The sequence below is a fragment of the Alteribacillus sp. JSM 102045 genome (assembly GCF_041949975.1).
Lineage (GTDB): Bacteria > Bacillota > Bacilli > Bacillales > Marinococcaceae > Alteribacillus.
In genome coordinates, this window is the sequence record NZ_JBHFQG010000001.1 from 18011 (window position 1) to 36918 (window position 18908).

Annotated in this window: 16 protein-coding genes and 2 pseudogenes; 10 read left to right on the forward strand and 8 right to left on the reverse strand. The window is 40.6% G+C overall.

The window, feature by feature from the left end; translation table 11 throughout:
- The first annotated feature begins 72 nt into the window (after window positions 1–72).
- The 4 genes from ACE1TI_RS00075 (at window position 73) to ACE1TI_RS00095 (ending at window position 4589) form a co-directional block, all read left to right on the forward strand.
- A complete protein-coding gene (locus tag ACE1TI_RS00075; RefSeq protein WP_375005530.1) occupies window positions 73–1497 on the forward strand; it encodes an APC family permease in 1425 nt (474 codons plus the stop codon).
- A 1137-nt stretch (window positions 1498–2634) separates the two neighbouring features.
- A complete protein-coding gene (locus ACE1TI_RS00085; protein WP_375005532.1) occupies window positions 2635–2817 on the forward strand; it encodes a hypothetical protein in 183 nt (60 codons plus the stop codon).
- Window positions 2818–2835: 18 nt separating this feature from the next.
- Window positions 2836–3237 (forward strand): hypothetical protein, encoded by a 402-nt coding sequence (locus ACE1TI_RS00090; RefSeq protein ID WP_375005533.1) that lies wholly within the window; start codon window positions 2836–2838, stop codon window positions 3235–3237.
- Between the two features lie 446 nt (window positions 3238–3683).
- Window positions 3684–4589 carry an endonuclease/exonuclease/phosphatase family protein gene (locus ACE1TI_RS00095; protein ID WP_375005534.1) on the forward strand — a complete coding sequence of 302 codons (906 nt, stop codon included), beginning with the start codon at window positions 3684–3686 and terminating at the stop codon, window positions 4587–4589.
- Window positions 4590–4643: 54 nt separating this feature from the next.
- On the opposite strand, the gene ACE1TI_RS00100 is transcribed toward ACE1TI_RS00095, so the two are convergent.
- Complete coding sequence (locus ACE1TI_RS00100; protein ID WP_375005535.1) at window positions 4644–6125, reverse strand: PTS transporter subunit EIIC; 1482 nt, start codon at window positions 6123–6125, stop codon at window positions 4644–4646.
- Between the two features lie 120 nt (window positions 6126–6245).
- Here ACE1TI_RS00100 and ACE1TI_RS00105 point away from each other — a divergent pair, with 120 nt between their 5' ends.
- Complete coding sequence (locus ACE1TI_RS00105; RefSeq protein WP_375005536.1) at window positions 6246–7964, forward strand: amylo-alpha-1,6-glucosidase; 1719 nt, start codon at window positions 6246–6248, stop codon at window positions 7962–7964.
- Between the two features lie 51 nt (window positions 7965–8015).
- On the opposite strand, the gene ACE1TI_RS00110 is transcribed toward ACE1TI_RS00105, so the two are convergent.
- The 3 genes from ACE1TI_RS00110 to ACE1TI_RS00120 form a co-directional block, all read right to left on the reverse strand.
- Window positions 8016–8738: a UTRA domain-containing protein gene (locus ACE1TI_RS00110; RefSeq protein ID WP_375005537.1), complete on the reverse strand. Its 723-nt coding sequence runs from the start codon at window positions 8736–8738 to the stop codon at window positions 8016–8018.
- Window positions 8739–9249: 511 nt separating this feature from the next.
- Entirely contained in the window at window positions 9250–9540 is a 291-nt protein-coding gene (locus tag ACE1TI_RS00115; protein WP_375005538.1) for a hypothetical protein, read from the reverse strand.
- Window positions 9541–9903: 363 nt separating this feature from the next.
- Window positions 9904–10131, reverse strand: a complete 228-nt coding sequence (locus tag ACE1TI_RS00120) for a hypothetical protein (RefSeq protein ID WP_375005539.1) — start codon at window positions 10129–10131, stop codon at window positions 9904–9906.
- A gap of 630 nt (window positions 10132–10761) precedes the next feature.
- Here ACE1TI_RS00120 and ACE1TI_RS00125 point away from each other — a divergent pair.
- Entirely contained in the window at window positions 10762–10899 is a 138-nt protein-coding gene (locus tag ACE1TI_RS00125; RefSeq protein ID WP_375005540.1) for a hypothetical protein, read from the forward strand.
- A 175-nt stretch (window positions 10900–11074) separates the two neighbouring features.
- Here the strand turns inward: ACE1TI_RS00125 and ACE1TI_RS00130 are convergent, their stop codons facing one another.
- The gene (locus ACE1TI_RS00130) at window positions 11075–11857 is read right to left on the reverse strand and encodes a dioxygenase family protein (protein WP_375005541.1); all 783 of its coding nucleotides are present in this window, start codon (window positions 11855–11857) and stop codon (window positions 11075–11077) included.
- Between the two features lie 172 nt (window positions 11858–12029).
- On the opposite strand from ACE1TI_RS00130, the gene ACE1TI_RS00135 reads away from it, so the two are divergent.
- The gene (locus tag ACE1TI_RS00135; RefSeq protein WP_375005542.1) at window positions 12030–12569 is read left to right on the forward strand and encodes a helix-turn-helix domain-containing protein; all 540 of its coding nucleotides are present in this window, start codon (window positions 12030–12032) and stop codon (window positions 12567–12569) included.
- 136 nt (window positions 12570–12705) lie between these two features.
- On the opposite strand, the pseudogene ACE1TI_RS00140 reads toward ACE1TI_RS00135, so the two are convergent.
- A pseudogene (locus ACE1TI_RS00140) lies at window positions 12706–13968 on the reverse strand (amidase family protein); the annotation flags it as partial.
- Between the two features lie 225 nt (window positions 13969–14193).
- Entirely contained in the window at window positions 14194–14487 is a 294-nt protein-coding gene (locus ACE1TI_RS00145; protein WP_375005543.1) for a hypothetical protein, read from the reverse strand.
- A 685-nt stretch (window positions 14488–15172) separates the two neighbouring features.
- Here ACE1TI_RS00145 and ACE1TI_RS00150 point away from each other — a divergent pair.
- Both ACE1TI_RS00150 and ACE1TI_RS00155 read left to right on the forward strand, forming a co-directional pair.
- Window positions 15173–16782: pseudogene (locus ACE1TI_RS00150) on the forward strand (amidohydrolase).
- Window positions 16779–17831, forward strand: a complete 1053-nt coding sequence (locus ACE1TI_RS00155) for a C45 family autoproteolytic acyltransferase/hydrolase (RefSeq protein ID WP_375005544.1) — start codon at window positions 16779–16781, stop codon at window positions 17829–17831. The pseudogene ACE1TI_RS00150 and the gene ACE1TI_RS00155 overlap by 4 nt, the downstream one beginning before the upstream one ends.
- A 363-nt stretch (window positions 17832–18194) precedes the next feature.
- Here the strand turns inward: ACE1TI_RS00155 and ACE1TI_RS00160 are convergent, their stop codons facing one another.
- On the reverse strand, window positions 18195–18644 hold the full coding sequence (locus ACE1TI_RS00160) for a hypothetical protein (protein ID WP_375005545.1): 450 nt from the start codon (window positions 18642–18644) through the stop codon (window positions 18195–18197).
- Between the two features lie 65 nt (window positions 18645–18709).
- Between ACE1TI_RS00160 and ACE1TI_RS00165 the strand changes: the two genes are divergently transcribed.
- Window positions 18710–18856, forward strand: a complete 147-nt coding sequence (locus ACE1TI_RS00165; protein WP_375005546.1) for a hypothetical protein — start codon at window positions 18710–18712, stop codon at window positions 18854–18856.
- Window positions 18857–18908: the final 52 nt, after the last annotated feature.

Sequence of the window (18908 nt, forward strand, 5' to 3'; positions counted from 1 at the left end):
AATGTTTAGAAGAATTTAAAAATATTGATATTTAATTGTGAATAATCGTTTTATAAAATTGGAGCTGATAGAGTGGCGTCACAAGACAAGAAATTGAAAAAAGTATTAGGCAAATTAGATGCCCTTGTGTTAGCCTTTGGAGCTATGATCGGATGGGGATGGGTCGTTTTATCGGGTGATTGGGTCATGGAGGCCGGCGTGGCAGGCGCTATAACGGCTTTTCTAATTGGCGGAACGTTGGTTGTTTTTGTAGGTCTTACTTATGCAGAGCTAGCTTCAGCTATGCCGAAAGTGGGCGGGGAACATGCTTATACGCTCAGAGGGGTGGGGCCCAGGGGTTCATTCATTGCTTCTTGGGCTATCGCACTTGGATACATTTCCGTTGTATCATTTGAAGCAGTTGCTTTGCCAAATGTTTTGGAATACATTTTTCCTCACTATAAAGTGGGATACATGTATACCATCACCGAGTATGATGTCTATTTCACATGGGTAATGACAGGGGTGGCAGCCTCTCTCTTTGTCACTTTTATCAATTATATCGGAATTAAAATGGCAGCTGCGGTCCAAATGATTTTAACAAGTATAATTCTTTTGGTAGGTTTCATGCTTATTGTTGGATCAGGGGTAAATGGAAGCCTTGCCAACGCAGAACCTTTGTTTCAAGGAGGAGGGGCAGGCATACTGGCTGTTGTCATTGCGACACCGTTTATGTTTGTAGGATTTGATGTGATTCCGCAAGCAGCTGAAGAAATGAATATAAAACAAAGATCTATTGGGAAGCTGTTAATTGGTTCTGTCATTTCGGCTGTTGCCTTCTATATTGCTATTATTTACGCAGTTGGGTTTGGTATTGATGATGCAAATACAACGAACGTTGAACTCACAACAGCCGAAGCGATGGCAGCAGTTTTTGGCTCAGACACATTTGGAAATATTTTAGTTATTGGTGGTATTGCCGGGATAATGACAAGTTGGAATGCCTTCATCATTGGCGGAAGTCGTGTTATTTACGCGATGGCAGAAACAAAGATGTTACCGGGATGGTTTGGGAAACTCCATCCTAAATACAAAACGCCATCAAATGCGATTTTGTTTATTGGACTTCTTGCCACGATAAGTCCTTTTTTCGGAGCTCCAATGCTCGGTTGGTTGGTTGAAGCTGGTGGTCTAACCATTGTTATTGCTTATTTTATGGTAGCCATTTCTTGTCTGAAATTGCGAAAAAAAGAACCAGCCATGAGTCGGCCGTTTAAAGCAGGGAGAAGCACCATTATTTGTTGGCTTGCTTTTTTCTTAAGTCTTTTCTTTATGATCCAATATATTCCCAGCATGCCTGCAGGTCTCGGTTGGCATGAATGGATTATTCTATTGGGATGGTGGTTGATCGGCATCTACTTTTTGGTTAGTCGTTACGGAGTGTATAAAAACGTTACCTATTTAGGAAACGTTAAAATAGAAGAAGAAATGGACGAGGAAAAACAAGCAAATAGTTAATCCCAGCTTTTTCACAGAAGTTTTCATTTCAGTCAAATTGGAACTGTTGAAGGAGAGTCTCGCTTGTTGTTTTTAGATATTGGGAAAAGCTTAACGGTTCGCTAGTAAAGAAATTACTTACAAAGCACCTGCAAGTAAAAGTGTTAGCCAGGAAATAAAAAGAAAAACCTTTTTTTACTATAACAATGAGCTTTGCTGGTTTTGTTTTGATGTAAATAAACGCCAGCTATACTTATCCTTTTTATGGATGGATGTATAGCTGGCTTTTTATAGAAAAAATAATAACAAAATATTGAAGAGACTTGGCCGCTCAGCAGCAGGCTTCGGCACTTCATATAGTCTTATTAATTTACGGATGTTTGGTAAAAGTATCCTTTGTCCATACTCTTTCATCCGCCGGTACATTTATTTAATAATCGGAAGGGAAAGGTTTTAAAGGTATACTATTTTTCTTTGTTGATGATATAGAAAGGATATTCTATCCCCAACTAAAACGGGCTTGGTACCGATTGTACTAATACTGATTTGCTTTCGGCGGTTTCCGGTCGTTATTATTTTTTTATATGTAAACCATTAAGAAGTAAAATAATGGCAGGCTGTGGTATCGTAAAATCAAAGACATTGTTTACGAATGGCTACTTTTTCAGAAAGGAGCACTCAAACCATGCAGCCACAACAATACGAAGTGAAGGAGACCTATGAAGAGTCAGCCGAATGGACGAAAAACAATAAAGCTCATCGTTTTTTATAATTTTATTTCGTATAACGATATATATTAGGTATTTGAACAAACTAATAAGTTGGACTGTTCCCTACCCATATCCAACTTGCATTAAGAGCTATGGATGTAATTAAATTTGGCGGTGTATTAATTAACGATATCTCTACAGTAAGGTCAGATAATATGCCATATGAGTGGTTTAAAAATAGTGGTTTAGGCAAAGAGAGGCCTCAATAGTATTGAAGAAATGACAGATGAGAAAACCATCGAATAACCGTCAACTCCGACGTAAATTCTGTTTCCTAATGTACTGGTGCGAAGAACTATATTTTTACTAATTATGGAAATGTGTTTGAACACCCTATTTTACAATTGTTGGCTAGTTGGTATGATCGCTGTAAAAGGGAGTGGGTAAAGTGAAACGTCTGAAAACATGGCAGCTGGTGTTGCTTCCAATTGTGTTACTTTTCATGGTTTTGGATTTAACAGGCGTGATTGATGTTCCAGTGAATCTATTGGTTGCCCTGGCTATTTTGCTTATGGTCGTTCCTTCTGTGTTGGAGCGTTACCGTTCAAAAGAAAATGGGAGGAGCCCCTAAAGAAAAGGAGTGTTCATATTGCGGCCTGTCAAAGTTCTCGCTCCCTTAGTGCTTACCGTCCTTTTCTTTGTTTCGACTCCTATGAATGCAAGCGCCTATCCCGATTATGACGATGATCCATTTGATACCAAAGAGTCGTTTGATATTACGGTGTATTTAACGCCTAGTGAAGTGAATGAAGTCATAGACAATTATCAAGAAGTCCGGACTATTTCTGGCTGGACCAGTATCATTTCTGGTTTACTTGGGTATAAGCCGCTTGGTTTGGCTACCGCCCTTGGTGCTCTTTATTACGAACTGCCTCATTATTTTAAAGAGGCGAGCCGCAATGGAGAGGGGTTAGAATTTTCCTATACTTATACAACCAGGCATGCTACAAACGTGGGGGAAATATCAAACCATACTATTTCTTACAAATAAGCGCTGGACTTTTCCTCAATGCTTATTACTGCTAAATCTACTTTTTGTAAATAATGTTTCCTCTTTATGAAACTATGAACTTGTAAATGTCAACTAGCCCCTGATGTTGTCTTATCATGGAATGGGTACGATATTCCGTTGGGACCATGCCTTTTTGATTTTGAAGACATAAACCGTACTGGATTTTTGTTGCAAATATTTAAAAAATATCTGTTTTTGAAAATATTAAACATAGAATCTGCCGGCCTGAATTTCCTTTTAGTAATCAACTAGACCATTTCATAAAAGTCCTAATCAGAGAAGATTGAAGTATTATACTAATAGAGCCTACTCTCGTTATGGAAGGCTATTTTTTATAGCAAATGAAAATTTTACATTGCCTTTGTAATGTATTTACATAGATTTGCTATGATTTCCTGGTATTACATAATGGAAGGGGAATGGGAATGAAACAAGTATGGAAGTCTTTTTTTCTGTGGGCATTTGCTGTCTTTACGGTGGGAAGTTTATTTTTTCATCCAACAGAGACCTTTGCATCCAAAGGTAGTTACTCCTCTAAGACGGATTTAACGGTGATGAGTTTTAATTTGAGGTTTTTGAATACTTCTGATCCTTCTCCGCACACTTGGGAGGAAAGACGTTCGACTGTGCGTCAGGTTATTCGAAAAGAGCAGCCTGATATCTTTGGGACCCAGGAGGCTGTTTATCAGCAAGTGAAGGATGTCGATGAGGATTTACCAAACTATGATTGGATTGGTTTAGGTCGAGAGGGCGGAGATAAAGGAGAATTTATGGCTGTCTATTACGATCAAACCCGTTTTACTCCCATGGAGTACGATCATTACTGGTTGTCAGATACGCCGGACGTTGTCGGCTCCACCTCCTGGGGAAATTCCGTTCCACGGATGGTAACATGGGTGAAGTTTCTTGATACGAAAACAGACGAGCAGTTTTATTTTGTAAATACCCATTTTGACCATATGTCTGAAGAAGCAAGACAGAAAAGTGCAAAGCTTATTTCGGAGAAGATAGAAGAATTTGACCAGGAGCTTCCTGTATTGTTAACAGGAGATTTTAACGCAGGGCCTGATAGTGAGCCTTATGACATTCTGACAAAAGAAGGTCCTTTTGTGGATACGTGGACAGAAGCAGATACAGTTGTAAATGAAAACCTCGGTACGTTTAATGGTTTCAATGACCCAACCGGCGGAGGACCGGACAATCGAATCGACTGGATTCTATCCAATGAAAAGGTTACAACGAATACTACTGAAATCGTAAACTATCAAAAAAATAGTCAATACCCTAGTGATCATTTCCCTGTAGTAGCAGATGTGACTCTCTCCTATTAAAAGCTAAAAAAGTGGTTCCCGCTTAACGCGTAAGGAACCACTTTTTTTCATTATTTATGTTGTCAGCTCCGTAACTTTTTTGCCAACCTTCGTTTCTTTCTGCTGAGAAGAAGTTTCGGGAGCTTTCGTTGTTTTAAAGAATTTACTTTTATGGAACCCAAAGGTCAGGAGCACGGTGGCGATAAACGCAATGCCGCAGCCTGTGAAATAGTACACCCAGTGCTCTGGATAAACGGATAAGAAAGAGAGAACGCCTCCCACGCCGACAGAAGTTGCTTTTACTCCTTGCAATGCAATGAAGGCGCTTCCTAAAGCGCTTCCAATCATGACTGCAATAAACGGATAACGGAACCTTAGATTAATACCGTAAATTGCTGGTTCGGTTACGCCGAGCCATGCGGAGACAGTGGCGGTAAGGGAAACACTTCGTAGTTTTTTATTATGTTTTAGAATAAAGAACATCGTTAACGTTGCTGCTCCTTGAGCGAGGGTCACGGTTTCGCTGATCGGCCATAACGTAACGTATCCTAAGGTTCCCGCCATTTGCAGGTTGACGCCTAAAAAGATATGGTGCATGCCAGTGATAACGAGCGGCGCAGATATAAATCCATATATGGCTCCGGCAAACACAGGGGATACTTCAAACAAATACAAAATCCCGTTCGTAATTCCGTTGGAGCCAGCCATTGTAACCGGACCAATAATTCCAAATGTAATACTGCCGGCAAAAATTAATGCAAGCGGTGCCACAAAAAGCATTTGTAAATTATCTGGAATGAAACGCTTGATATGTTTTTCTCCCCAGGCCAATATGAAGGCCGCAAAAATAACAGGAAGCACTTGTCCTTGATAACCGATTTTAGCAATGTCAAAGCCAAAAAAGCTCCAATATCCCACATCCCCTGGGTTCTCTGCGTATTCATACGCGGACATTAAATCTGGATGCACGAGAAGCAGACCAAGGACGATACCTAACAGTGGATTTCCGCCAAACTTTTTTACCGCTGACCAGGCAATCAACACAGGAAGGAACGTGAACGCTGTATTTGCGATAGTATTAATAAATTCTGCAAACCCTGTCCAGCCGGTATGTACATCGAGAAATGACTGCTCATCATAAAAGATGCCTGGATTCGAAAGTAAATTATAAAGTCCTAACAGAAGTCCGGCTGCTATGATTGCAGGAAGGATAGGAATGAAGATATCCGCTAATACCCGGACTCCTTTTTGAAGAATATTTCCTTTTTCTGTCGTGATTTTTTTCATTTCGTCTTTGCTGACTTCTTCTGCGTTCGTTTGCTTTATGAACTCATTGTACACTTTTTCTACCAGCCCAGGACCGATAATAATTTGAAATTGGCCGCTGGCAGAAAAGGTTCCTTTCACGAGTTCATTTTCTTCCAATTCTTGTTGGTTAACCAAGCTTTCGTCTACTAACACCAGACGTAATCTCGTCACACAGTGGCTGGCATTCGAAACGTTATTCACTCCGCCAATATTCTCTATGAGCTTGGCAACGTTTTCATTAAAACTCATAAGCTTCTCCTCCATAATAAATAAGCGTTTTCAAAAAAAGAAGTTATAACTTGTTTAAACAAGTTCATTATAGTACAGTGAAAATGGTTGTCAAGAAAAATCGAAATTGGAGGGTTTTATTTGGATATTAAAAATACGCCGTTAAGCCGCTACGGTTCCTATATGGCGCTTAAATACCAACAAAATAAAGAGTCCTATAAAAACGGCTTGTACGTAAACTCTTCGAGAGGAAAAGCAAGAAAGCATATGAACGCTATGAAAATTATACCGATGGTAAAGGGAGAACCCGTCGCATATAAGTATCAAGCAGATGAATTTCAAATTTCTCTTTATTTCTCTGGTGGAGAATTACATATATGCTTTGAAAACGAAAATCAAATTCTAGTGAAGGGAGTCGGAAAAGAGACAGGGCTTTGCTTGGACACCCAGCCTGTATACAACTTTGAATATAACTATTTATTAGGAGGTCAAGGGCAGGAATATTGTATAGTGAACAGCTATAAAAACCTGACCAAATACTTAATTTTCTCCCCGCAAGGTTCTGTTTCCCTGCAGCAAAATGTGTTTATCGACACAACCGGCAGCACCAATGAAGCAGATAACTTATCTACCATTCATATCACACCAGAAAAAGACGCGGATGAATTTTTATGTGTGATTGAAGACATTCCAACACACGGCGCGGTTCCAGAAGACAGAGAATACGATTTTAATAGAGCACTCGAAAAAACAAAAAACCAATTTCAAGAGTTTTTATCCAAACATCCTGTCGTTCCAGAAAATTATCAACAAACGCTTGCCGATGCTGCATATCTTAATTGGTCATGCATCGTCCGGCCGGAAGGACTTTTACATAGAGAAGCCATGTATATGTCCAATAATAATTTCCCCGGTGTATGGAGCTGGGACAACGCCTTTAACGCGTTAGCACTTGCTGGTGTGGATACTAAATTAGCCTGGGATCAAATAGCAGTGTTATTCGATCATCAGGATGAGCAAGGACAAATCCCTGGTTCGGTCAGTGATTCATCGATTCGATGGAATTTTGCGAAGCCCCCGGTGCACGGGTTGTTTATATTAAAGATGATGGAAAAAATGACATTGAGTCCTTCTCAATTGGAGACCATTTACACACAAATTGAAAAACAAGTACAGTTTTATTTTCACTACAAGGATTCAAATCGGGACGAAATATGCGAATATCACCATGGAAACGACTCTGGCCAGGACAACAGCACCGTATTTAAACATACCGATATTATCGATTCTCCAGATTTGACAGCTTTTCTTATTAAATCAATAGATATGCTTGCTGTTATTGCCGGAAAGCTAGATAAACAAGAAGAAAAAAGCTATTGGGAAGAAGAAGCGAAGCGGTTAACGCAAGTGTTTTGCGACTACTTTCTGGTCAATGATTTTCCAGTCGCGAGGTATACGCGAAATGGGGAGGCTATCGAAAGTAAAAGCATTCTGCCGCTCATGTCAATTATTCTTGCCGATAAACTGCCCGAAAAAGCAAGAAACAATATCATTGACGTCATTGGCAGTGACAGATATTTAACGGAATGGGGGATTGCTTCAGAGGCTCTGGATAGTCCTGATTATGAGGAAGACGCATATTGGCGAGGTCCAATTTGGGCGCCGACGACTCTTTTGTTTATCGAAGCTTTAGAGGAATGTGGAGAAAAAGAGCTGGCAGCAGAAGTGACAAAAAAATTCTTAGAGCTTGTCAAACATAACGGCTTTGCGGAAAATTTCCATGCAGAGACCGGGGAAGGTTTAAGGGATAAAGCACATACCTGGACATCAAGTGTTTTTATCCATTTAGCCTCGAAGTAAAAAAAGTGTACGAGAGTCACCGCCAGTGGTGGTTCTCGTACACTTTTGCTATTATTTTCGTCGCTGAGCTTGATCATAAAAAACAAAGTAGTCGGGTTTATGCCTCGATTGGGTGTATTCAAACATCACACCATCCGCATTGTACGTATAACTTGTCACCACAGCCACACAATTATAGCCGTTTAATTGTAAATACCGTTCATCCAAGTCATCCATTTTCTCGACAGTCATTTTTCTCTTTGTGGTCACGATGCTTTCGTTTAACTCTTTTTCCATGTATTCATAGACCGAATCTTCCGTGATCTCGACCGTTAAGTCCTGGACGACATCTTTTCTAAAATAATTATGGTCAATAATGAGAGGTTTATCATCTAAATATCTAACCCGCTGTAAATAATAGATGTCGGTCCCCACTGGAAACGAGGTAATCTTATGTAAAGACTCGTCGACCGTCCATTCCTGAAACCGGAAAACTTCGGTGCGCTGCTTATTATTATGTCTCATCGAAAACTCTTTAAAGGTTTCCACATCTCCAAACATGTACTCTTTTTGCTTCAACTCCTGGTAAATAACACGCACACCCTGACCATGCTTCGTCTGAACGTATCCTTTTGATGCCAGCTCTGCAATTGCTCTTCGGACAGTGTTTCGCGAACAGCCGTACTCTTTAAGCAGGGTATTTTCCGAAGGGAGCAATTCTTGATAAGGGAACACGTTTTGTTCAATTTTCTTTTTCAAATCCTCATATATTTTGATATACTTCGTTTTTGTCATAAAAGCCTCCATGGAAAGTTGCTCACAATGTCTACTGTATAATATCTACAAAGACCTTGCCATATTTGCTAAAGAAAAACTTTCTTTCCTATTAATGTACTTTAAAGCGTTTACAAAAAACAGGAAAAATAGTATCTTTCCTGCATGCGTATTCATGAGAAGCGAAGTGATTGCTGTGAAATACTTTCTAGATTCAAGTAAGGTATCTTTAAGGGCTGCCGAAATTAAGGTATTTTTTTGCTGTAAAGGGGCAAAGTTACTTTTGGACTTTTTCATACTTGGGTCAAACTGAACTACAAAGACCTAGAAATAAAGATAAATGAATAAAGACATATTTTGAATCAGGAGAGGTGAATTAACTTACGTTTGGCAAAACACATCTCTCCTATTCAGTTTTACTTATATTTCTACAAAGATAGATGAGTTTGGATATCTACAAAACACTAATCGATATGTAATAAATAGGCTGTTGAGAAAGTATATCTCAACAGCCTAGAAGCCTAGAAATCTTCTAATTAAATATTATAGTCATAATGACTGCTGTGGCCATGGACAATAGAACAGCCCCTATTATGAGCCATTGAGGAAGAGGTTTACCATTTCTAGTGACAATATATTCAACGAGAGAAATTATTAAAAATAAAACAAACGCCGGAAGTCCTAATCCATCAACAGTAATTGTTCCTCCAGTAAACAGCATCAAAGCAACAAATAGCATAGCATAAACAAATGCCATTTTTGCTCCTGTACTTATTGGATGAAGAACACCGGACTTCTCTGATGTTTCCCGCGAGCTTAGCATATAAAAAACTCCTTATTCATTGATTTTAGAAAAAGCAGTTTTCTTGCACGCCTTGAATACCAACGATTTCTGCAGCAGCGCCACCACCTATTTTTATGAAATCATCTGCATTTCCTGCTTTAACAAGTAATTTAGCAGTCTCTTTAATTCCTCCTAGTGCTTTAACTGCTCTCCAAGCGGCAGCTTCTGGAAAAATAACTAACCCAAGATGACCTGCACATTTAGTGACTTGCCATGTAGTATCCCAAAATCCAGCAGTAGAAACACTATCTTCATTTGTTTTAGTTGTTATCCCAAAGCTGCCATTTTCTTGAAAATCGATTGAAATTGTGTCTTCTGGGAGTTTATCTACTCCATTTTCATCTAATCCTTTATTAATATTATCAAGTTCTTCCTCACTATCACTACAGAGGTTTCCTCTTCTTTTGTAGATGCTTCAATTAACTGATCTACTTTACCTTGATCCAGCTCATTAGCCAGTACAGACATTTTAACCCAATCATTAGCTATTTGGTTAGCTTTTTCTTCTTGTTCAGGTGTTAATTCTAACTCTTCAGTATCTTCAATTTCAGAACTAGCTGCTGCCTGCATGTTACTTGACTAAGGGGTTAAGACTACAGATACGACTAAGAAGATAGAACTAATTATTACAAATAATTCTTTAGGCTTTCGTAAATTCGAGAATAGCATTATAATCCTCCTATGTTTATAAATTGCCCATGAATATATGTATACGAGGAAAATCCATCTAACCCGTTGCGGCATTACTTCACAAAATAAAATGACAAACATTATAACGTTTGTCGTTTACTTGAGAATACCAGCAGCAGTGTCTTTCATTGGTTAGGAAACCAGAAGTAAAGTTTTTTAACGGATTTATAATGTATAAGTTTCTTAAATTTAATATATCTTTTAACAGAATTTAGGGAAATAAGGCGATTATCATGAAATTAATAACAAAACTTCATTTTTGGATTTTATTTTGTATAGGTATACCATTTGCACTGGGAATAGTGTAGGGATCGAGCTTTCTGGAGGTATTAATTGTAAGCATATAGTTTAGGCTCTTCGGATTATGTAGTGAAAAATAGATTTCAACATTCTATCGAAATAACAAATGTTACACAGTAGACACATAATGCGCAAGAAAATCTGGCACAGAATAACCGTGCCAGATTTGAATTCAAAATCGATACTGAGGATAGTAAGGGTACTGCTGGTATGGGTGCAATTCCTGTTGTGCGTACTGCTGATTATACTGATTACAGTCCTTATACGGTCCAATATACGTGTTTGGCTTTATTGGCTCAGTTACGTTTATCCATTGCTCTTCATCAAGGCAATAAGTATGAGCCATGATATTTGCAGGGGTAAATTTTAAAATGTCCTATGGGAGATACAGTGAAGGTAGATGGCAGCTGGACCGCGATTTAATTTTAAATACACAAACCAATACATAGGGGATAAAACGGGTGAAGCTGAGCAATCGTGCGATGGATTGGTCAGCTTTCATCCTTTACATTTACCAGGGACCCTAGCCAAATTGCCACACGGTATGGCTGAGGTTTCTATAGCGGTAGCTGTTGTGTAATAAGCTTGCTGTTTTGTTGTTATCAGCTGCTCCCATGGCGTAGAAGAGCGGAATGAAATGCTCTTTTCCAAACGGAGGAACAGCTTTATTAGCGTAGGGCGCCTCGTTTTGATAATCAAACAGGGCATTGGTGTCCCAGTCCTCTATTTTTTGGTTGAGCCATTCTTCAAAATCCAGCACCCATTCTTCGACGTGGTTGTCATCGGTGTCCATTCGAATGATGGATAAGTTATGGACAAGCCCGCCGCTTCCAATAATCATTACATCTTTTTCTCGTAACAAAGCCAGAGATTTTCCGATGCTGTATTGCTCTTCCGGGGAGAGGGCAGGGTTGACCGACATGGAAATCACCGGTATATCAGCATTTGGATAGAGCAGCTTCAACACGACCCAGGCCCCGTGATCTAATCCACGGGTGGTGTCTACATTAAAGGATATATTATGAGAGGTAAAAATATTTTCAATTTCCTTCGCAAGCTCTGGATCACCGTTCGCCGGGTACTGCATGCGGAACAGTTCTTCAGGAAAACCGCCGAAATCATGAATTGTTTTGTATTTTTCTACTTCACTTACCATCTGAGTAGGGGACTCCCAGTGGGCTGAAAATAAGACAATCGCTTTTGGCCGAGGCAGCTCCTCACCTAATTGATGTAAAAATTGAGTATAGCTGTTATCTTCGAGAGCTAGTAAAGGTGCTCCGTGAGCGATGAAAAAAGACGGCATCATAGATAAAAATCCTCCTTATATAGATTGGCGAAGCAGTGTTGTATGTGTTAAAGTTTTCTTATATGAAACTTTATTACCTAAAAGATAACAAAAGGGAATGGAAGCGTCAATTTATTTGTTTTCTCATATAGAAAAAAATTCATTATAAGAAAATGAAAAGGAGTGAACTGCCGTGGATATAGGCTCCGCCGTTCGATCGATCCGTAAAAAGAAAAAAATAACCATAGCTGAAATGAGTGAAGGAACCGGGCTTTCCAAAGGTTTTATTAGCAATATGGAAAACAATAATACATCTCCTTCCATAAACACCTTGCAGACGGTCGCTCATTTTCTTAAGGTTCCGCTTCCTTATCTTTTATTAGAAAAAAACCAGAAAATACGGGTGCTTCGAGAACACGAGCGTCAAGTAACAACTCATAACGATCAAGAGGTGAAAGTGGAGCATTTAACACACAAAGGTGGACTGCGGATGCAGCGCGTAGACATGCCGCCTGGATCATCCACCGGCGAGGAGCCTCATGCGCATGAAGGCGAAGAGTGCCATATCGTTCTGCAAGGAAAAATTCTCGCCGAACAAGGAGAAGATTCGGTAGTGTTAGAGGAAGGTGACTCTTTCAGCTGGAATGCAAGCGTCCCTCACTACGTCAAAAACATCGGCGATGAATCAGCTATTCTGCTGATAGCCATTTATTCAGAAGAAACGGATATGTAGGATAGGATTATACGGCCACTTAACAAAGTGGTCCTTGTTTTTTGGTTCGAAAAATTAAATAAAAAAAAGAAGGCTGTTCTTGAGTGAAAAATCACCTGTGGAGCAGCCATTCTTTTATTAATTTTTATCTTTTTTATTAGTTGCTAATCTCTGGTAAAGGAGGTTCCTCCTTTTTGCTCGTCGCCTTTTCATAAGCATGTGCGATCTGAATAATGCCATATTCATCAAATGCTTTACCGAGGAACCGATATTTGCGGGTAAGGACGTTCCAGTGTCGGACTTGACATATCTCATAGGGATTTAAAGCTGGCAATCCAGTGTTTTCACTCCATCTTGTAAACAGGCCAGCTTGCTCATTTCCAATAATGTCTGCTACCTGTGCAGAAGAAGGGTACGCGATGGCAGACAAATCATTTTCTGCCATGGTATTGAGCGTCCAGTCTTGCAGTTCTGTACGTAATGCAAGTCCACGTTGGTAATCGGAATTTTCAGAGAGATTATCAGGATCAATTTGGATTTCACCGTCGTAGGATACTCCCGCATATTCACTATATTCTCCTGAATCATAAAGCTCCTTAAAAGATTCTACAGGCACGCCACCATTTTGTTCGGAAAGAAACTTGTTTACGTCACGGGCTGATTCATAAGTGATAACGGATGAGTCTCCAAGGAGGTCCCTGTCCGGTCCGTCTATCTCTACCACTTCTCCTCCCATTGCTTCAATATCTTCTGCTGCTTGGCGGATTAGCTCTACTACCGGTCCATTTGGATCGTCCCCCCCCAAGATGGATAATCCCTCAGTAACAAGACCGATTTTGACTCCATTCAGATTTTTTCCCTTTGCGGAGGAAGCGTATCCATTCTCCTGGATGTTTCCTACGCTTCGTGCAGTCATTGGGTCAGACTCATCATAGCATACAATGAAATCAAGCCCGGTTGCTACATCTTTTACACTCGCTGCCATTGGCCCGGCCGTATCCTGAGTTAAAGCACGTGAAAAGATTCCATCAATGACTAACTAATCCCATCGTTGGCCTGATCATAACAACCCCAGTCAAGGCTGCAGGTATACGAAGAGAGAGCCTCCTGTATCGGTTCCTATTGCCAGGGGAGCGTACTGTGCAGCTATTGCTGATGCACTGCCACCTGAAGATCCGCCTACCGTACGCTCTAATTCATATGGATTTTTCATAGCCCCTTGGAGGCTGGATATTCCGTAAACGGAAGCAGCGAAATTATCTAGGTTGGTCTTGGCAAGTATGATTGCGTCTTGTTCTTCCAATTTATTTATTATCGTAGCATTCTCGTCTGGGGTCCAGTCTTTGAAAAGAGAAGAACCATTTGTTGTAGGTATGTCATCTGTATTGATAACGTCTTTGACAACACCTCCTGGAACACAATGAGCTTCACCAAGATCTTTTTTTGCTTGAACGTTGCTGCTTGTCTAGTTCAGCAGCTTGATCAGCTGCTTTTTCGTTTTTGTTTAGGAAATTATGTTTTTACAAGTTGTGGATAACTATCTCCATATTGTTTGATCCGCGTCTAGCTTCAGCGCCCAGCCTCTCGGGGTTAAATAACCTCCAGTCATTAAAGGCAAAGAGCGCCTTTAGTGACTGGAGAACATTTACCTGTCGAGGCTGAACAGGGCGCTTGCGCTTTTGTTCTTTATGTTAATAACAGCATTTAATTCAGGGCCTTTTTGATCATAAGATTCTATCCTGTCTATGTAAGCGGAAACTAATTCTTCACAAGTGAAACGATTTGTATTTATTCCTTTTTTTATTTCCTCTATCGACATTCCTTCCACTGTATCAGCCGAAATCTTTGGTTTTGCCGCATAGGCTGCGGGAACGAATGAATAGATCGTTATGGTTACTATTAAACAAGTAACTAATGCCTGAAAAATTCTTATTTTCATATTGATTATACACACCTATTTGCATTTTTTTCATGATGACTAGTTTTATTAAAAACTCCTTTCTTAAATTGATGTTGAATTGAATTATATATCGAAAATTCACGTATTTTGTTAGTGGAAGATGATCTTACTAGTTTTTTCTGAGGAAGAATGCCAGAAAAAAGTTTTATAGATAGGATAAAAAGCACCAAATAGCGCGAATTTTAGGAAGATGGCAAGTGTCTATTACATTTAAAATAGGCAGATCATAAAATTATTGATAAGTATTTTTAACATGTTGATCCATGTGTTTTTACTTCAAATCTTTTAATGTTATAATATACAGTTAATTCTAAATAATCAAAATAAAACAATGGGAAGGAAGTACCCTGGTAAATCGTTTTACGATTAAAAAAGCGGATTAGCGGATGTTGGGAAAATTGGTGAGACCGGTGCGTGCGGTTAGCTCATTCCAACGAAGATAAAGAAGTTTCTAATTCGATGCACATCCGCTGCTCGGTGTTCATGCTGGTATCTGGGCCTGCTTGTGAATATGCCGGTATTTGTCCTCGTTTCGTTGATGACCAAGCCTCTTTCCAGAGAAACTACTGAGCGTTTCTTGGGTATGGTTGATGAGTTATATGAAGAAGATGTTTCTGACATGGAATGATGCAAAAACATCAGTATCATAAGGAGTGAGGGATGAATGGAAAAGCAGTATTTGTTTATTCATGGCGAAGTAATAACAGTAAACGACCTAAACGAGGTGACCGAGGCAGCCGCTTTGAAAGGAAACAAAATTATTGCGGTCGGAACGAGCGAGGAAATCTTAGCCTTAAAAGATGAAAACAGTGAAGTGGTCGATCTTAAGGGTCGGACACTCATGCCGGGTTTCATTGATTCGCATCTTCATATTACGATGCACGGCACCAATGAGCTTTCTATTTCCTGCAAAAGCGGTCGTATACAGGCTGTTGAGGACCTTTTAAAAGAGTTAAAGAAGAGGGCCCAGGTGACACCGAAGGGCGAATGGATCCGGGCATGGGGGTATAATGAACAAAACACAGCAGAAAAACGATTCCGCTGGATGCTGTTTCAACCGACCACCCGATCATTATCGTCCGCGCTTGCGGGCATATTTCTGCCGTAAACAGTCATGCCCTTCGTTTAGCAAACATTGATAAAACGACCGCAGACCCTGAAGGCGGCAGATTTGAAAAAGATGAAGCGAGAGAGCTCACTGGCTTAATGGTGGAAAATGCTCATATGAAGATGTTTTCAATTGCTGCTTTTACCGATGAAGAAATCAAGCAGGCGCACGAAATTGCTTCACAGCAGTTTGCGGAAAAAGGGATTACCTCTATTCACGATGCCACCGGCTATGGGATGGATAATTTACGAGCCCTGCAAGCACATGCGAAAAGCGGATTGATCAAGCAGCGTGTCTACGCGATGGCAGGTGCTTTAAATGAATCAGAGAAGATTGTAAAGCACATAGTGGAGACGGGCATCTGTACTGGATTAGGAGATAATAAATTCCGGCTCGGACCGGTGAAGCTTTTTCTCGACGGAAGCAGCAGCGGGCCGACTGTTTGGACGCGCGACCCTTATACAAGTGATCCTGAGAATTACGGCGTGCATTATTTTACTCAGGAAGAAGTGGATGAATTATTTCTTCCTGCTCATGAAAAAGGCTGGCAAATTACAGCACACGCCCAGGGTGACGCAGCAATTGATATGCTGTTGAATACGATTGAAAAAGCGAATCGGCTGCATCCGCGCTCTGACGCACGGCACCGGATTGAGCACGCAGGCATGGCCGCTCCTGATTTAATTCAACGAATGAAAGAACAAAACGTGGTGCCGACCCCGAATCCAGCATTTCATTACGAATACGGCGATGGCTATATAGAAAACTACGGCAGACGTGCTTCTTACATGTACCCGCTCGGCGATTACGTAAAAGCTGGCATACCAGCAGCGATCGCATCAGACTGCCCTGTGACCAACTTTGATCCAAGGCGTGGCATTCATACGGCGGTCAAACGGCAGACTGAGTCCGGCCTGATGAATGGAGAAGACCAGAAAATTTCCCTGCTTGAAGCGATCCGCATGTACACGATCAACGGGGCTCATGCTTCATTTGAAGAAGAGGTGAAAGGAAGCATAGAACCGGGCAAGCTTGCAGATCTTGTTTTGTTTGACCGGTCATTGCTGCAGGCAGAGACCGATGACATTTTGGAAGCTCAGATAGAATGGACGATGATTGATGGGGAAAAGATTTATGAAAATGCGAATGTAGAGGTGCAGTCATGAAAGAAATAAAGCCGCAAGAAATGCTTACCCTGTCCGGTTCCTCATTTGATATTGGGCATCAGCACGGAAAAGAAGCAAAAGCGAAAGTGCATTCGAGTCTAGAAACATATGAACGAATGTTTAAAGAACACACTGCAATCTCCTGGGGAGAAGCATGCGAAAAAGCATTAACTCATTTGGATGCAATCGAAAAGCTGTACCCGCAGTATGTAGAGGAAATGGAAGGGCTGGCAAAAGGAGCTGGGGTTTCATTTGAGGACGTGCTCGCTTTGAACGCAAGAAGCGAAATTGCGTTAATAACAGCCCCTGATGGCTGTACGTCAATTGCAATGAGCCATCCGAAAACGTCAAAAACATGGTTAGCTCAAAACTGGGATTGGAAAGGAACCCAGCTTAAATCCTTAGTACACGTACAGATAGAACAAAACGACCTGCCGACAATCGAGATGGTAACCGAAGCAGGAATTATCGGCAAAATTGGCTGCAACAGCACAGGTTTCGGGGTATGTTTGAATGCTTTGGTCACTGACACCTGGCTGCCGAAAATCCCTATACATCTTGGATTACGAGCCATTTTAGATTCATTTTCCTTCCGAGAAGCATTAGAAAAAGTAGAAAACAACCAAATGGCATCACCGGCTCACTTTTTAGTTGCATCGAAAACAGGTGATATGGCAAGCCTCGAGGTCTCACCAGTGCGCACCGAACAAATAACACCTACCGAAGGACTGCTCGTCCATACCAATCATCTCTGCTCACCGGAAATGAGAGAAGAAATGAATGAAGATATCTTACCAGATTCATATCATCGTCTGTCTGCTATAAATAAACATGTTGGGAAACTAAACAATAAAGAAATCGAAAAAGAAGATGTATTTCACATCCTGTCTGACCATGAAAATTACCCTAACTCCATCTGTCGGCATGAATCCAGCAGCCAAAACCTTCGCGAAAAAATGGAAAATGTCTTCAGCATTGTGATGAACCTATCAGACAACGAGCTGACCTGGATCCACGGCAACCCCTGTGAACATTACCAGCGCGGATGAAAGTAAGAGTGTGCAAGCCGCTTGGTGCCCGTTTGAGCTGATACGTCAGTCAGATGGGCGCTTAAGCAGCATCTTGATTTCTGTTGGGGGGAGAATAATTTGGTGAACGGTAACCAGGGAATTCCTTGAAGCCCGTGAAAGAGGAAAAAGGAACTGGCCAGTCATTAAGAGGGGTTCATGAAGACCGTTAAAGCGAAAGAATGACATATTTGGTCACTAAAGAGAAGTTCTTGGAGCCCATTGAATCTGCTGCTCCATAAGCACGGTAACCAAGGAAGCTCCATGGAGTCCAGGGAATATGGTGGCAACTATAAAAACCAAGTACCATGGTAGCCGTTAAAACCCTCATTCCAGCACATCCATCTACCACTCACTCCGCCACACATAATAGCGGTGGACTAAATAATAGGCGGTTAAATATGCGAGGAAAGTTTTCATTAAGTTCCAGCCATTTCGATATGCTGCCCAGCCGATGAATTTTGAGGTGAATTCAAATATGGTTAACAGGCACGCAAAAACGACGATCCATGAAGATGGACGCTCTCGTTCTTTCGTTTTTCTTATTAAATAAACCATTAACACACCTGAAATAGGATATAATCCTAAATTTAAAGGAATGGTGGTTATGAACTGCCATTTTTTCCGGATGGGTTTCAATACCCAGTAATTATTGTAATGCCCCCATAAGTCGATGACGTTCGCGATCACCATCCCAAAAGGGAGCAATCGTAAAAAAAGCTTCTTGTCCTGTTTAAATAACCATATCCCTAAAAGCCATGGAAATAGAAAGAAAAGTAAGATATTAATTCGCATTAAAAATCACCTCATTTACATTTTGGGAATCAGACTAACAATATATACTTCAGGGAGGAAAGGTAATGAAGTGTTGGCGCCTGTTTTTTAAGCTGGTGAATACACTGATTGGTTACTTAAAGTCATCGTTGGTGCCCATATTAGCTGAAAAAACAGCAGTCGCCAAAGAAGGGTCTTGGACCGGTGAAAGTGGTTTTTCAATAAAACGGTAACCAACAAGGTTTCTTAGCTCCTGATTTTAGTTGCTGTGATGAAATAGCGTCA

Bases quoted from the DNA above. Each gene is read 5' to 3' on its own strand.
- ACE1TI_RS00095 (WP_375005534.1), top strand. From the start codon at position 3,684: ATGAAACAAGTATGGAAGTCTTTTTTTCTGTGGGCATTTGCTGTCTTT.
- ACE1TI_RS00100 (WP_375005535.1), bottom strand. From the start codon at position 6,125: ATGAGTTTTAATGAAAACGTTGCCAAGCTCATAGAGAATATTGGCGGA.
- ACE1TI_RS00110 (WP_375005537.1), bottom strand. From the start codon at position 8,738: ATGACAAAAACGAAGTATATCAAAATATATGAGGATTTGAAAAAGAAA.
- ACE1TI_RS00115 (WP_375005538.1), bottom strand. From the start codon at position 9,540: ATGCTAAGCTCGCGGGAAACATCAGAGAAGTCCGGTGTTCTTCATCCA.
- ACE1TI_RS00120 (WP_375005539.1), bottom strand. From the start codon at position 10,131: ATGCAGGCAGCAGCTAGTTCTGAAATTGAAGATACTGAAGAGTTAGAA.
- ACE1TI_RS00125 (WP_375005540.1), top strand. From the start codon at position 10,762: ATGGGTGCAATTCCTGTTGTGCGTACTGCTGATTATACTGATTACAGT.
- ACE1TI_RS00130 (WP_375005541.1), bottom strand. From the start codon at position 11,857: ATGATGCCGTCTTTTTTCATCGCTCACGGAGCACCTTTACTAGCTCTC.
- ACE1TI_RS00145 (WP_375005543.1), bottom strand. From the start codon at position 14,487: ATGAAAATAAGAATTTTTCAGGCATTAGTTACTTGTTTAATAGTAACC.
- ACE1TI_RS00155 (WP_375005544.1), top strand. From the start codon at position 16,779: ATGAAAGAAATAAAGCCGCAAGAAATGCTTACCCTGTCCGGTTCCTCA.
- ACE1TI_RS00160 (WP_375005545.1), bottom strand. From the start codon at position 18,644: ATGCGAATTAATATCTTACTTTTCTTTCTATTTCCATGGCTTTTAGGG.
- ACE1TI_RS00165 (WP_375005546.1), top strand. From the start codon at position 18,710: ATGAAGTGTTGGCGCCTGTTTTTTAAGCTGGTGAATACACTGATTGGT.